At 54.9% G+C, this 14,964-nt stretch carries 12 protein-coding genes and 1 pseudogene; 9 read left to right on the top strand and 4 right to left on the bottom strand.

Annotation, left to right across the window (positions count from 1 at the left end; all coding sequences use genetic code 11):
* The 3 genes and pseudogenes from G403_RS25480 to cysG all read left to right on the top strand — a co-directional run.
* Positions 1-262 (top strand): annotated as a pseudogene (locus G403_RS25480) (group II intron reverse transcriptase/maturase); the annotation flags it as partial.
* Between the two features lie 116 nt (positions 263-378).
* Positions 379-2,505, top strand: coding sequence for a hypothetical protein (locus G403_RS0113980; protein ID WP_027854532.1), 2,127 nt, complete (start codon positions 379-381; stop codon positions 2,503-2,505).
* Between the two features lie 49 nt (positions 2,506-2,554).
* Positions 2,555-3,961, top strand: coding sequence for a siroheme synthase CysG (cysG, locus tag G403_RS0113975; protein WP_027854531.1), 1,407 nt, complete (start codon positions 2,555-2,557; stop codon positions 3,959-3,961).
* 11 nt (positions 3,962-3,972) lie between these two features.
* Here cysG and rsgA read toward each other — a convergent pair whose 3' ends face one another.
* On the bottom strand, positions 3,973-5,043 hold the full coding sequence (gene rsgA, locus G403_RS0113970; protein ID WP_027854530.1) for a ribosome small subunit-dependent GTPase A: 1,071 nt from the start codon (positions 5,041-5,043) through the stop codon (positions 3,973-3,975).
* A gap of 340 nt (positions 5,044-5,383) precedes the next feature.
* On the opposite strand from rsgA, the gene G403_RS0113960 reads away from it, so the two are divergent.
* The 4 genes from G403_RS0113960 (at position 5,384) to G403_RS0113945 (ending at position 8,395) form a co-directional block, all read left to right on the top strand.
* Positions 5,384-5,989, top strand: coding sequence for a transglycosylase SLT domain-containing protein (locus tag G403_RS0113960; protein ID WP_027854529.1), 606 nt, complete (start codon positions 5,384-5,386; stop codon positions 5,987-5,989).
* Between the two features lie 89 nt (positions 5,990-6,078).
* The gene (locus tag G403_RS0113955; protein ID WP_027854528.1) at positions 6,079-6,882 is read left to right on the top strand and encodes a class I SAM-dependent methyltransferase; all 804 of its coding nucleotides are present in this window, start codon (positions 6,079-6,081) and stop codon (positions 6,880-6,882) included.
* Positions 6,883-6,950: 68 nt separating this feature from the next.
* Positions 6,951-7,601 carry a LysE family translocator gene (locus tag G403_RS0113950; RefSeq protein WP_027854527.1) on the top strand — a complete coding sequence of 217 codons (651 nt, stop codon included), beginning with the start codon at positions 6,951-6,953 and terminating at the stop codon, positions 7,599-7,601.
* A gap of 92 nt (positions 7,602-7,693) precedes the next feature.
* Positions 7,694-8,395: a helix-turn-helix domain-containing protein gene (locus G403_RS0113945; RefSeq protein ID WP_027854526.1), complete on the top strand. Its 702-nt coding sequence runs from the start codon at positions 7,694-7,696 to the stop codon at positions 8,393-8,395.
* Here the strand turns inward: G403_RS0113945 and G403_RS24990 are convergent.
* The 3 genes from G403_RS24990 to G403_RS0113930 form a co-directional block, all read right to left on the bottom strand.
* Positions 8,392-8,796 carry a VOC family protein gene (locus G403_RS24990; protein WP_084404040.1) on the bottom strand — a complete coding sequence of 135 codons (405 nt, stop codon included), beginning with the start codon at positions 8,794-8,796 and terminating at the stop codon, positions 8,392-8,394. The genes G403_RS0113945 and G403_RS24990 overlap by 4 nt on opposite strands.
* 213 nt (positions 8,797-9,009) lie before the next feature.
* Positions 9,010-9,600: a hypothetical protein gene (locus G403_RS0113935; protein ID WP_027854524.1), complete on the bottom strand. Its 591-nt coding sequence runs from the start codon at positions 9,598-9,600 to the stop codon at positions 9,010-9,012.
* 19 nt (positions 9,601-9,619) lie between these two features.
* Complete coding sequence (locus tag G403_RS0113930) at positions 9,620-10,264, bottom strand: HupE/UreJ family protein (RefSeq protein ID WP_051299041.1); 645 nt, start codon at positions 10,262-10,264, stop codon at positions 9,620-9,622.
* A gap of 377 nt (positions 10,265-10,641) precedes the next feature.
* Between G403_RS0113930 and G403_RS0113925 the strand changes: the two genes are divergently transcribed.
* Together G403_RS0113925 and G403_RS0113920 are read left to right on the top strand one after the other, a co-directional pair.
* Positions 10,642-12,312, top strand: a complete 1,671-nt coding sequence (locus G403_RS0113925) for a flagellar assembly protein A (protein WP_027854522.1) — start codon at positions 10,642-10,644, stop codon at positions 12,310-12,312.
* A 144-nt stretch (positions 12,313-12,456) separates the two neighbouring features.
* Positions 12,457-14,940, top strand: a complete 2,484-nt coding sequence (locus G403_RS0113920) for a heavy metal translocating P-type ATPase (RefSeq protein WP_027854521.1) — start codon at positions 12,457-12,459, stop codon at positions 14,938-14,940.
* The last annotated feature ends 24 nt before the right edge of the window (positions 14,941-14,964 follow it).

The following is a 14,964-nucleotide window of genomic DNA, read 5'->3' as shown; positions in this document are numbered from 1 at the left end:
CGAGGCGCTGGATGGGTGGATCCGCCGGCATCTGCGCAAAATCCTCTGGCGTCAATGGAAGCGGCCGTTCACCCGGGTCAAGATGCTGATGCGACTGGGTCTGTCTGAAGACAGGGCTTGGCGCAGTGCGACCAATGGGCGTGGTCCTTGGTGGAACTCGTGCGCCTCTCATTTGAATCAGGCGTTGCCGAAGAAGGTGTTTGATCGCATCGGACTGGTATCGCTGATGGATCAGTATCATCGGCTTAAATGTGTATCATGAACCGCCGTATGCGGAACCGCACGTACGGTGGTGTGAGAGGACGGAGGTCGCAAGACCTCCTCCTACTCGATTACAGTATGCGGATCTAAAGATCGGGTACTCAGGGAGAGATTGAGATGAAAAAACTGGCACTACCGGTTTTTGTTCTGGTTGTTCTGGCCGCTGCGGGTGGCTATTGGTTCACGCAGGGAGCAGGAGGGGCTAAAGGGCTAACCAGCTATGTACCGGCCGATACCGTGGTTTACTTTGGTGGTACGCCTGATCCCAAAGTGGTCGAGCAGATGCGCGATTACCCGGTGGCGGCCGTTGAACCTGCGCAACTGGAGAATCTGTTCAGCGAGCTGGCGCGTCAGGAAGGCGGCAACAGGTCGCAGCCGGGACGCGCTTTGCTGGAAGCCTGGGTGCTTGATTTCGTCAACCACGGCGCTACCTACGGGGAGCTGTTCGATCACTACGGGATAAGCCTGAATCAGCCACAGGCGATCTACATGCATGGTTTGTTCCCGGTGATTCGACTGCCGGTCGCGGATCAGGCGGCGTTTGACCGGGTCTGGCAGAGCGTTTCCGAACGTTCAGGCGTCAGCCCTAAAGAGGAGATGCGTGAGCAGACGCGGGTTCAGCGTTGGCCGCTAACGCCAGCAGGCGCGCCGCAAAGTGTTGAGTTGGTTGTGGCGACTCAAGACTCCCTGGCCACTATCACTTTTTTTTCATCGTTTGACACAGAGCAGGCGCAGCTTGAACGGCTCGGCCTGAGTGCACCTGAAACGTCGCTGGCGGACAGCGGAGAGCTGCGTGAGATCATTAAGACGCAGGGGTTCAGCGAGACCTTTGCCGGCTTCCTGCACATTCGCCGCCTGGCAGAAGGGCTGCTGGAAACTTCATCCTCGACGCTGGCCAATGACTGGGCGGCGCTGAACCGCGCTCTAGGTCAACCCAACCCTCTGACTGGAGAGCTTGAGCCCGTTTGTCGCGATGAAATCGCCGGACTGTTTGGCGCCGCCCCGCGCATGTTGCTGGGTTACACCAACGCGTCGACTCAAGGTGATGCGATTACCATCGAAGCCCGTTCCCTGGTTGAAGTTGCAGCACCCGGTGTCGGTGACTCGCTGATGAAGCTGCGCGGACATCTGCCATCTCATCTGCAGGGTGAGCAGATGGTAGGTTTTGGTTTCGGCCTCAACATGGATACGTTGGTTCCAACATTAACGGAGCTTTGGAACCGATTCGGCCAGCTCTCGTTCCAGTGCCCGCGTCTGCAACAGGCACAGCAGCAGATGGCGGGCACCAGCCCGGCAATGCTTGGTGTGTTTACGGGAATGGCACAGGGCATACAGGGGGCGGGTGTTTCTCTGTACGACCTGACCTTCTCCCAGGCAAGCGGGTTGCCCGAGTCCGTTGATTTCCTGTTCAGCCTGGCGACCAGCAACCCTGAACTGGTGATCTCCATGTTTAATACCACTGTTGTTCCCAAGGCCGGCGGCCGCGTACCCAAATTGCCGCTGGATGGCGCATTGACCGAGGTCGACCTCGGTTTTCTCTCCCCGGGGCTAAGTGCAACCCTGGGTAAACAGGGAGAGCATCTGGTGGTGTACTCCGGCGAGAAGGGTACGGAAGCGGCGCAAGCGCTGGCATCCGAAACGCTGACGGCGAACGGTATGATGGCTATGTCGGTGGATTATCCCCGGATCGAACAGTGGGTCTCTGAGATTCCCAATTCTATCCTGAGCCAGATCGCATCCGGTGAAAGCGAGTTCTGTATGATCCACGCGAAGATGCGTCAGACTATCCGCTCACAGCCGATGCGGATGCAGTACCTCAGTGATATCGAAAAAGGTGGTTTGTCCGGGTATACCCGCGTGCAGATGCTACCGTCTCAAGGCCAGCGCCTGACCGCCGATGCGATCAGTGGGCGCTACGAACTGCGCGACCTGGATCAGAACTGCGGCCAGCCGCCGTTGATCGGTCATGAGACCATTAATGCCGACGGGACCGGCAGCTACGTGGAATATGATGCCACCGGCCAGTGCGAAACCCTGAACTACCAATATGGCTGGGCGCTGAATGGGTCCAGCCTGGAGTTTGATGTGGCTGAAGGGCAGTACCGTGATGGTTGCCAGTCACCCTGGGGTACCCTTCAGGCCCATCAGGCCAGCTGCGAACTGATCCCCACGGAAAACGGGTTCGACTGCATCTACACTGATGAAGAAGGTCAGGGGTTGTATCGCTATCACCGTCTGCCCTGAGTTCTGTCGGGAACCGTCGCAGTGCGATCCTAGCCAAGAGGAGTAATCGGTGGATTATCTACCGCTGTTTTTTAATCTCAAGGGCCGACAGGCACTGCTGATTGGTGGTGGCGATGTGGCGTTGCGCAAGGCGCGGCTGCTGGTGCGAGCCGGTGCCAGGGTTCGTGTTGTATCCAGGGAGGTGCATGCTGAACTGGATGAGCTGGTTGACGCGCACGGCGGCCAGGTAGTGATCGGCGAATATCATCCAGCGTTGCTGGATGATATGGCGTTGGTGATCGCCGCCACTGATGATGAGGCGCTCAATGAGCGTGTCCACTTTGATGCAGTAGCGCGCTCATTACCGGTCAACGTGGTCGATAATCCGCCGCTGTGTACCTTCGTATTTCCTGCGATCGTTGATCGTTCACCCATTGTGATAGGCATCAGCTCAGGCGGTCAATCTCCGGTTTTGGCGCGTTTGCTGCGTGCCAAGCTTGAGACCTGGATCCCCAGCGGCTACAGCCGCCTCGGCCAGCTGGTCGGCGGTTTCCGTGATCGCGTCAAAGCGCGGTTTAACAACGTCAATGAGCGCCGCAAGTTCTGGGAAAAGATCCTTCAGGGCGAGGTGGCCGAGCGCGTCTTTGCAGGGCGTGATGAGGAGGCCGCGCAACTGCTGGAAGCGCAGCTGGAGTCGGAGACGCCCGGTCGTGAAGTCGGCGAAGTTTACCTGGTCGGTGCCGGTCCCGGTGATCCTGAACTGCTGACGTTTAAGGCTCTGCGCCTGATGCAGCAGGCGGATGTGGTGGTCTACGACCGACTCGTATCACCCCAGGTGCTGGATCTATGCCGTCGGGATGCGGACCTGATCTATGTGGGCAAGGCGCGGGATAATCACAGCGTTCCTCAACCGGGGATTAATGCACTGCTGGTTGAACATGCCCGCAAAGGGCATCGGGTCGTGCGTCTCAAAGGCGGTGATCCGTTCATCTTTGGGCGGGGTGGGGAAGAGATAGAAGAGCTCAAGGCGCATGGCATACCGTTTCAGGTGGTGCCTGGTATCACCGCGGCCAGTGCCTGTTCAACCTATGCCGGTATCCCGCTGACTCACCGTGACTATGCGCAGTCGGTGAAGTTTGTCACCGGCCAGCTCAAGAACCGCACCTCCGATCTGAAGTTCGATGAGCTGGTTCATCCCAATCAGACCATCGTCTTCTATATGGGGCTGCATACGCTGGAACGGCTTTGCAGTGGATTGATGGAGCACGGCAAACCGGGCGATACGCCGGTGGCGATCGTCTCCCAGGGTACATCACCGGATCAGCGCGTGTTGACCGGTCGCCTGGATGATATTGTTGCGCGTCAGGCCGAGGCTCAACTACCGGCGCCGGCCGTCGTTATTATGGGCGAGGTTGTCGAGCTGCAATCCCGTCTCGCCTGGTTTGGTCAGACAGAGGGAGCCCAGGCTGACGCCTGAGCTCCCTTTCCTTACTCCCTGGACTTAAACCGGTTAGCGCTCAATTTGGTCTGTTTGTAGAACTTACCCAAAGCTCTGTCACTCTGACGGCGCTCAGCAACTGAGGCGTTGTTGCGCTCCTGTTCGGCCAGTAGCTTCAGATAGTTCTCAAGGCGGCGCGGGTCCAGCCTTTGTGCTTCCACTTCTGCCCGTACTGCACATCCCGGTTCGCTTTGGTGCGAGCAGTCAGCAAAGCGACAGCGCTGAGCGAGCTCGCTGATATCCTGGAAAGTGGCATGAATACCCTCTTCACTATCAACAATCTGCAGCTCGCGCATCCCCGGTGTATCCAGTAGCAATCCACCCTCCGGTAGCATATGCAGGCTCCGTGATGTGGTGGTATGACGTCCTTTGCTATCACTCTCACGTATAGCCGCCGTCGCTTGATCCTGTGCGTTAGTCAGCAGATTGGTCAGCGTCGATTTACCGACCCCGGAAGAACCCACCAGCGCAACGGTCTGACCTTTGCCAATCCACTGTCTGAGCACCGAAGCCGAATCCGTATCGGTCGCATCCACCAGCTCAACAGGCAGCTGAGGATGACTTTTTGCCAGCTCATCGAGGTAGACGTAAGGATCAACGCACAGATCTTTCTTGGTTAGCACCACCACGCACTGGATATGGGACTCCGCAGCTATGGCAAGATACCGTTCAATGCGGTTGAGGCTGAACTCCTCATTGCAGGAGCTGGTAATAAACAGCGTATCGAGATTGGCGGCTATCAACTGAAGGTAAGACTCCCGGCCCGCCGCTCTGCGCTGGATTTGAGTTTTGCGCTCCAGCAGCTTTACCGGGTGGAGTTCCCTGTCCAGCATCAGCCAATCGCCAACCGTGGGGTGATCCTCAGGTGCATCATCACGCCAATGATAGGTGGAAAGCTGTACCTGCCGACTCTGGTTATCACCATCCAGACCCAGGCATTCGATCAGGTTGCGTTGGACGCTGATCACGCGAAAGGGGAGTTGTGTATCTAAGGCGCTCAGGTCTAACTGAGACTGGAAAAAGTGATTCCAGCCCAAATCAGAAAGGATATTAGTTTGCATATTGTTATCCCAAAAAATAGAACAATCGAGCACGCGCGCAAGCTGCTGTATGCGCGAAAAATTGGGATTCTCGTGAATCCCGGCGACAGGCCGGGGAATGACAGGCGCGTTACTTAACCTTGCTGATTCCAGGCCTGTGAATCACGGATAACAATCATGCAAACGCCCCCTGCGGAATTATAGGAATGAATCTGGAGTATATGAGGCTGGGGGCCATAAGCCAACTCTTCGCCAGAAGTGCAGAGGCGGATGAATTTGCCGAGAACGGTTGGGGCATATCCGATAACATGGGAGGCTAGTCCAAGCGAGCACCCGATTAAATTTGGTTTCCGATGTGGTTATGCAGAAAAAAGTGTTACTCCTAGCGTCATCCCTCCTGTTAGCGGCCTGCGCGACTTCACCACCGTCCAACGTGGAAAACGCCTGCCGGATATTTCGGGAGAAACCCGACTGGTTTGATGCATCCGAAGATGTGGAAAAGCGATACGGTTTACCGGTTCAGGTGCAGCTGGCGATCATGCGGCAGGAATCCAGCTTTAAGCACAACGCTGCCCCGCCCAGAGATACCTTTCTGGGAATCCCCATGTGGTGGCGCGTATCCAGCGCCTACGGCTACGCGCAGGTGAAAGACGGCACCTGGGACTGGTACAAGGACCAAACGGGCAACTGGGGTGCCGACCGGGACGACTATGACGACGCGGTCGATTTCATGGGATGGTATACCGATGTATCTCACCGGACGCTGGGTATCTCCAAATGGGACGCCTACAACCAGTATCTGGCCTACCATGAAGGCCACACGGGCTGGAAAAGGAAAACCTTTAACAGCAAAGGCTGGTTGATCAACGTGGCGCGAAAAGTTGATGCGAACGCCCGGATGTATGGGGCGCAGCTCAAAGACTGCAGGAGCAGCCTTGGATCATCGCCTTGGTGGTGGCCGTTTTAAGTCATTGGGAAGCCCTGCAACGCGAATTCGCTTTCATTGCTTAGTCGTGCAGGCAGAGTGGCGTTATCAACGATGCAGGAAGCTCAGCAATGAAAGAGTCCTCTACAATCATCTACACAAAAGCCAATAAAGCTGCATGGGATGCATCCGCTCATCTTCATGCTCAAGGCCGCTCATGGGACGAGCTCTTACAAGCTGCCAGTCACCCGGACTTTAATGTGCTGGATGACTGCCTTACGGCTACTTTGACTCATCTTGGACTGGCTGGGCGAAACGCTGTGCAGATTGGCTGTAATAACGCTCGTGAGCTGTTGTCTCTGGCCGCGTTGGGTTTCAAGCCATCGCTGGGCATTGATCAGTCCTCCCGGTTTTTGGCCCAAGGAGCGGAGCTGGCGTCAAAGACCAAACTTAATCCCCGCTTGCTTGAGGCGAATATCTACCAACTGCCCACGGGGCTAGGTCGCTACGACTTGGCGCTTATCACCATTGGCGTGATTAATTGGATGCCCGATTTGCAAGGCTTTTTTAAAGCTGTCCGAGGGCTGGTCAGTAAAGGTGGTCGTTTAGTCATCTATGAAACCCATCCGATTCTGGAAGTTTTCGACCCGGCTGGCACAAATCCATTTCTGCCGGAAATGAGTTACTTTGACAAATCCCCTGTTAAAATTGAGGAGGCTATTACTTACGACGGTACCTCCGGTGGGGCGGGAGAAACTGGATATTGGTTTGTGCATACACTTGGAGACATTGTGACCGCTTGCGTCGGTAATGGTTTTCAGATTCAGCGACTTGAGGAACATGCCCACTCAAATCGTGAAGAGGAGTACGCTATCTATGAGAACCAGTCAGGGCAGTTACCGCTTTGTTACACCCTGGTGGCTCAGGCCGTCTGAATGCCTAACCAGCAGTATCGTTACATTATGAATAAGCACGGTATAAAATTTCATATGGAGGAGAGATTATGGAACCTGATTTAATATTGATGTTTTTAACGGTAGCCCTTGCGCATTTCTTGGCATTGCTGAGCCCGGGTCCCGATTTCGTTCTCGTTGTGAAAAGCGCGATCAAGAATGATAGGAATAAAGCGGTTGGTGTAGCGGCAGGTATTTCAGTTGCAAACGCACTTTATATTGCTCTATGCCTGGTTGGGGTTGGGGCAATATTGGCCAGTTCCGTAACACTGATGATCGCTCTGAAGATTATCGGTGGGTTGTTCTTAATGTTCTTGGCATTTCAGGCTTTGCGGGCAAAAAGAGAGGATTATGTTTCCTTGTCAATAGAGACGGATCCTGGTGAAAGCACAAAAGCGAGTTTTCTAAGAGAATTTATAACAGGATTTATGTCTGGGATTTTAAACCCAAAAAATCTCCTGTTTTATCTAAGTCTTTTTACAGTTGTTCTAACCAATGATGTCAGTCTTTCATTCAAGATAACATTAGGTATTTGGATGACACTTGTGGTTTTTTTCTGGGATACCGCAATTATATTCCTGCTCTCAACAAATAAAATCAGAAACAAGTTCACAAAGCTTTCTTTCTACATAGATAAGGTAACAGGTGCAATCCTTGGCATGGTGGGTTTTACAATCGTTAAATCCGCGTTGTCCAAGTAAACATGGAACATATATGAGTGCTTCACTGTGAAAAGTGTTCAACGGGTCAAACTCCGTTTCGGGCATTGCGCAGCGTATACCGTGGAGAGGGTATGAGCTTGATTGTGTGTACATGGTCCATGATGTTACCCAAAGGACGCTTTTCAGTCTGGCCGGATGGCTGCCGTGATCTGGTAGTGATTGCCTCAAAGAATAATCCATCAACTGTTGTTTGTAGTGGCTTGGATGCGGCCCCTCGGGAGGTGATATGTGATGAGGACACGTTTTTCGCTGGAGTTAGGTTAGCCGCAGGTGTGACCTTTCCGTGGGAGGGGGAGAGTCCAGGCTCAAAACACGATGATCAGATGTTTTCACATATTCCGCTTTCCGGTTGCCATGGATGGGAAATTGAAAACGATCTCGATGAAACGCTCGCAAAGCTGGTTAGTGTGGTCAATGACTTCGCACGTCCTGCGCCTTCATGGGTAGCGGAATACATTCAGGAACTGGAGCGCCGAGAGGAGCGATGGTCAATGCCGTTGAGTGAACGCAGCATACGGAGAAAGCTTGCAGACACGACCGGCGCTCCGCCGCGTTACTGGAAGTCATTGGCCCGCGTTCGACAGACCGTAATGGAGATTGTGCGGTCTGACGCTCCCCTGGTATCCATAGCGACCAAACATGGATTTTCGGATCAGGCGCATATGAGCCGCGAGATACGGCGCTGGTTTGGAATCACACCGTTGATGGTGCGAAGCAATCGGGAGGACGTTATTGACCGATTGTCTGCTCCCGATGCCTTCGTGAGCGTTTAGTCCTCTTTGACAAAGTACTGTTCGAATTCGGCGCTCGGTGCAATAGGATGGTAGCAGTAAACCATTACTCCGGACGGGTCAAGCACCCCGAATCCCCTGTCGCCCCATGGGTGATCCTCCAGTGGTACCGCGGGTGTAAGTCCCGCCCGGGTTAGCTGGGAGTGAAGTGTATCGGCATCTTCCACGCGCAGGTTGAGATAGGCACCGCCCGTGAACGATTGCATACCTTCTTGTGGGCTCATCAGGCATATTTCCGGTGCCTGATAAGAAGTGGTCAGTTTAAGGACGACATACCAGCCGCAGTCAAAAATGGGACGCGCATTGAAGTGGGATTCGTAGAACTTCCGAGTATCCGGGAGGTTTTGCGTGACGATGGTGATGCTTGCGGATTTTATCGACATAAATGTCTCCAATTTATGTATCCTGGCGCGATATAGGCGAACATCATCAGCTTAACTCGGCTGGGAAGTGTTGTTTTGAACAATTCGGCCAAAGCGGGGTCAACCCCGGACGCCTTTTCCGATAGCGCTTCAAATCGGCTGGTTACGTATGAGCGTTCTACGGGACGTTCGTCTGAGTAGAGTTCCCCCAAAAGGAACACCGATACGAGTTGGCTAAGGCATATATAACGCGTTGTAGAACCCGTGGGTTTGAAGCACGACCGTGATGGTTGAATCACCTTTATTTTCCCAATACCAGCCGTGTGTTCCTGTGAAAGGCGCCGCAAAGGTGCCGCTGGCCTCCTGCTGGTTTTCTCCCAGCCAATAGCTGGTGAAGGTGCCGTTGGCGTTGGGACGCTCACCATGCATATCGAATGAAACAGCCCCGCCTTCTACCTGCCAGTGGAATACAAAGCTGTCGCCCGGGTTCATCATTGATTTAATTTCGGCACCCTGCCCGGGCATCAGTGGTATTTTCAACGTATCTGATCTGAGCGTGGTTGTTGATTTTAACAAGGTGCTGGCCCGAGCTTGTGCAGGGGCGGTAATAGGCGATTCATTACCGCTCTGTATCTCGCCTTTGCTCTGGTATAAACGGTCCAGCCCCAGGGCTCGGCCCAGCCCAGTCGGGTCAATGCCGAATTCGGCAGGAAGGATTGCGGTTACCAGTAAAGCACCGGCCAGGGTTGCGGAGCCGATAGTGGCTTTGATCAGGCGTCCAGATGATGGAGCATTGTTCGGATCGATATAGGGCGTATCAGACATGGTGCTCGTTCCTTTGGTCTTATGCGGTGAGCCAGTAGCCCGTTAACTGATAGCCGATCAGCAGGAAGCCTGCGGTCATCAGGGCGGCATTGGTGGAGAATGCATGGCGCTCAAAGGACGCTGACCGACGCCATAGGTTCATTAGGATCAGAATTACGCTCAAGGCCAGCATCTGGCCGATCTCGACACCTACGTTGAACGCTAGGATATTGGCAACCAGCCCATCTTCCGACAGGGTGAAATCCTGAAGTTTGGTGGCCAGGCCAAAACCATGAAAAAAGCCAAAAATAAGGACAGCTGCACGCGTATCAGGCTGAAACCCAAACCATTGGCGGTAAGCGCCGATATTATCGAGCGCCTTGTAAACCACGGAAAACCCGATGATGGCATCCACCAGATAGGGGTTAACCTCGGTCCCGCTGAGCACGCCATAGAGCAAGGTGCTGCTGTGGCCGATGGCAAACAAGGTGACATAACGAGTGACATCCCTCGCGTGGTAGAGAAAGAAAATTACGCCCAGCAGAAACAGGAGGTGGTCATAGCCGGTGACCATATGCTTGGCGCCCAGGTACATAAAAGGAAGCAATTGTTGGCCGGATACACTTTCTATAAACGATGCATCGGCTTCGGCAACGCCATGGGCGAAAGCGGTGTTTGAGGACATAATGGCAAAAAGGGAGACCAGCCCAATCCAGCGGCACGGTCTTAATATCCTCGCCAAGTGTCTGCTGTCGCAGGAGCTGATGGAGTCAGTACACATATAAGAAGCCCAACCAGTTTTTCATAGTGGCCACGCTATCGCATCGGCTCGTACAGAGATATTGTGCTTGGGAAGCAGATTGATGTGTGTAAGCGGGACGAAAGTATTGTGGTTGCTGGTTTGGGGAATTGAAAAATTTGCCCATTTACTAGGATATGCTCACGTTTATGGGCACCGTTCCCGTGTGCTTGTCCTATAATCGTGTATGAAATCTGCAACGAATAACGGTTACCTCGTTTGAGGTAGCCTGCTTCTGCCACTTACAAGAATTATAAGGCCTTATGTCTACACGCTCGGCGGAACCTCCCACTGGCGATGGTGCTGTAAACCAATCCACGGTTTCAGCCGTCAGTCTTACGTTTGATTCGGGCTCCCAGTCTGTACTGGCAGTGCTGGCGTCTTCTTCGGCTCCTCTGAAACTCGATCTCCCTGCGCTCCAGGCATTGCTGAACGAACAGGGCTATGGAGAGTTTCAGATATCGGATTCCGGTATGCAGGCGTTGATTAAAAAGGCTAGTCAGAGTGAAGAGTGCAGTGTAACGATTGCGTACCGGCGTGATGCGGAGCTGAAGTGGGCGGTTCAGCCCGATAAAATGGCCGTTTATCTCACCGCAATGCCCGCCTATGGCGGCAAGAAAATCACCCGTGACTGGCTGCTTGAAGCGCTGCACGCACAGGGGGTGGTACAGAAATGCATTGATGATGCGGCGCTGGAAGGAGTGGTAAAAGCCGGTCAGTCTAAGCGTCTGTGTGTTGCCCGGGGTATTGAGCCTGAGCACGGTGCAGACAGTCAGTTCGTATCGCTGGTTGAAGAGTACAAGAACCTGTTTAGGGACTACTCGGCAAAGGATAAGGTCGATTTTCACCAGCTGCATGACTTTGTTGTTGTTGAGAAGGGTGATGTCCTGATGCGCCGCTCCCCTCCGGCCGTTGGTGTACCGGGGGTCAATGTGGTGGGCGAGACGCTCCCTGCTGAGCCGGGGTCTTCGGTCGACTTTAATCCCGATGTGGATGGCGCGGTTATCGATCCCGATAATCCCGACCAGTTAATCGCAGCGGTGAAAGGGCATCCCATACTGATTGAGAATGGAGTTTTCGTCGATCCAACGCTAAGGCTTGATGCGGTTGATATTCAAAGTGGCGACATCGATTTTGATGGCTCCGTTGAAGTGAAAGGGGATGTCAGCAGCGGCTTTTCGCTCAAGGCGAGCGGGAATATCTATATTCACGGCATGGTCGAGAAAGCGACAGTCCGTGCCGGCCGGGATCTGACCATTGTCGGCGGTATCGCCGGAGAAGAGCAGCGCGACCAGAATCAGAAGCTGATTTATAAGGCATGTGTCCTGGCCGGCGGTGATATCAAAGCGAAATTTGCCAACCTCGCTTATCTGCATGCGTCCGGCAATATCATCATTGCTGATTTCGTGTTGCAGAGTGATATATCCGCCCGTGGGAATATTTATCTGACTCACCCCGGCAGCAAGAGCTGCATTATCGGCGGCAAAACCCGGGCCAGACACGAAATTGTCGTTAACAGCCTGGGCAGTGATGCAAATGTTCCCACCGTGATCCGAGCCGGTAAAATTACCGCCAAGCCCAAGCTGGAGGAGGAGCTTCGCCAGGAATACAAACACTGTATGGAAAACTGTGAGAAGCTGGAACAGGTTCTAAAAGTCTCTGAAAACCCCACGCACAAGGCGCCCACTAACAAGGATATGATCCGTAAAATCAAGGCGACCCTTCAGTCCTATGAGCAGAAAATCCTGCGAATCAAGTCTATCCAGGCGCGCTTGAACGAGCGTAAACACGCCAAAAGCGACGCTATCGTTACCGTTAAGGGGACGATTCATCCCAACGTCTTTATCGGCATCGATAGTGCTGGCTTGCACAATCATGACTCGAAAACCGGCTGCTCTTTTGTGCGAGAGGAGCACGAGGTTATCTCACGCTGAGTGAGTCACTCACCTGCACAGTCCACCGGTGCTCAGCCCTACACTTGATGTTGAAATCCTCCCTGTCTGCTGCTTGACCTTCCCATTGTTGGAAGGTTTATAGTCTTTGAGTATCATCATAAGATGCTTGTAAGGAGGCCGCTGATGGATACCCGGGTACAGCAGAAGCAATCGTCCGCGTCGTCGGTAAGTCTGCCCATTGAAGGTATGAGTTGTGCCTCCTGTGTTGGGCGCGTGGAAGCGGCGCTGAAGAAGGTCGATAACGTTGATGAGGTTGCGGTCAACCTGGCCACCGAGCGCGCCGATATACGTTCCAGTTCCGGGCTCGATCGTCAGGCTCTGATCGAGGCGGTGGAGAAAGCGGGCTATTCGGTGCCTGCAACGACCACCGAGCTATCCATCGAAGGGATGAGCTGCGCCTCCTGTGTCGGTCGGGTTGAGCGCGCTTTGCAGGCGGTGCCCGGTGTCATTGAGGCAAACGTCAATTTGGCCACCGAGCGGGCCAGCATACGTGGGAACACCAGCGCCGATACGCTGATTGCCGCAGTGGCCGATGCAGGCTATGAAGCCAGTGAGGTTGATCAGGGCGGTGCGGTTGCCGATGACTCTTCCGAGAAAAAAGATGCGGAGCTTGCCGGCCTTAAACGGGATTTGACCATCGCCGCGCTGCTCTCCCTGCCCGTGTTCCTGATTGAGATGGGGTCTCACCTGATCCCGGCGATTCATCACCTGGTTGCTGACACCATTGGTCTTCAGATGAGCTGGTATATCCAGTTTGTACTGGCGACGCTGACACTGTTCGGGCCGGGGCTGCGTTTCTTCAAAAAGGGTATACCGGCGCTGATGCGGGCGGCACCGGATATGAACTCGCTGGTGGTGCTCGGGACCTCGGCTGCCTGGGGGTATTCGGTCATTGCAACCTTTGCCTCCGGCCTGCTGCCTGCCGGGACGGCCAACGTTTACTACGAGGCGGCGGCGGTGATCGTCACGCTGATCCTGCTTGGGCGCTTCTTTGAAGCCCGGGCGAAGGGGCGCACGTCTCAGGCGATTAAACGTCTGGTTGGCCTACAGGCAAAGACGGCCCGTGTGCAACGTGACGGAAAAACGGTAGAGATCGGCATTGGCGAGGTGCAGCCGGGGGACATCCTGGAGGTGCGTCCCGGTGAGCGCATACCGGTTGATGGCGATGTGACCGAAGGCGAGAGTTATGTCGACGAATCGATGATCACCGGTGAGCCGGTGCCGGTGTCTAAAGCCGTTGGCGACCAGGTGGTGGGCGGTACCGTCAACCAGAAAGGCGCGCTGACGTTCACGGCAACGGCTGTGGGCGGTACGACGGTTCTGGCCCAGATCATCCGAATGGTTGAAGAAGCCCAGGGCTCAAAGCTGCCGATCCAGGGCATGGTGGACAAGGTAACCCTGTGGTTTGTGCCCGCGGTGATGACAGCGGCGCTGATGACCTTCCTGGTCTGGTTCTTTGCAGGGCCTGAGCCGGCTTTGAGCCTGGCTCTGGTTAATGCGGTGGCAGTACTGATTATCGCCTGCCCCTGTGCCATGGGGCTGGCGACACCCACCTCGATTATGGTCGGCACCGGTCGTGGCGCCGAAATGGGTGTGCTCTTCCGTAAAGGGGAGGCGCTCCAGTTGCTGAGGGACGCCAAAGTCGTTGCGCTCGACAAGACGGGTACGCTCACTGAAGGCAAACCGGCGCTGACCGATCTGCAGGTTGCGCAAGGGTTTGAGCGCAAGGATGTACTGGCGAAGATCGCGGCGGTGGAGTCCCGTTCAGAGCATCCAATCGGTCGCGCCATTGCTGAGGCGGCAGAAGCCGAAGGGATCAGTATTCCCTCTGTTGAGAGTTTCGAGTCCGTCACCGGTTTTGGTGTCAAGGCACAGTCTGAGGGCGTGTCGATCGACATCGGCGCGGACCGCTATATGAGTAAGCTGGGTCTGGATGTGGCTGAGTTTGCCGAGACTTCCGAACGTCTTGGCGATGAGGGTAAATCCCCCTTGTACGCGGCTATTGGCGGTAAACTGGCCGCGATTATCGCGGTGTCCGACCCGGTCAAGGAGTCTACCCCCGAGGCAATAGCCGCGCTGCATGCGCTGGGGCTCAAAGTCGCTATGATCACCGGTGACAACCGTCGCACGGCTGAGGCGATCGCCCGGCAGCTGGGTATCGATGAGGTGGAAGCAGAGGTTCTGCCGGAAGGCAAGGTTGAAGCCGTGAAGAAGCTCAAGTCGCAGCACGGCAAATTAGCCTTTGTGGGCGATGGTATCAATGATGCGCCGGCGCTGGCGGAAGCCGACGTGGGTATGGCCATCGGCACCGGTACCGACATCGCCATCGAAGCGGCGGACGTGGTGCTGATGTCCGGCAGCCTGGGGGGCATCCCGAGTGCAATTGCGCTTTCGCAGGAGACGATCCGCAACATCAAGCAGAACCTGTTCTGGGCGTTTGCTTATAACACGGCACTGATTCCGCTGGCGGCCGGCGTGCTCTATCCGGCGTTCGGGCTTTTACTGTCACCTATATTCGCGGCGGGCGCGATGGCGCTCTCGTCGGTCTTCGTACTGACCAACGCGCTCAGGCTACGCCGTTTTCAGGCCCCGACTCAGGCGGCCTGAGCCCGGTAACGGCAGATCGCATTG

It is taken from the genome of Marinobacterium litorale DSM 23545 (assembly GCF_000428985.1).
Taxonomy (GTDB): Bacteria; Pseudomonadota; Gammaproteobacteria; order Pseudomonadales; family Balneatricaceae; genus Marinobacterium_D; species Marinobacterium_D litorale.
This window is presented reverse-complemented; position numbering and strand designations above follow the sequence as displayed.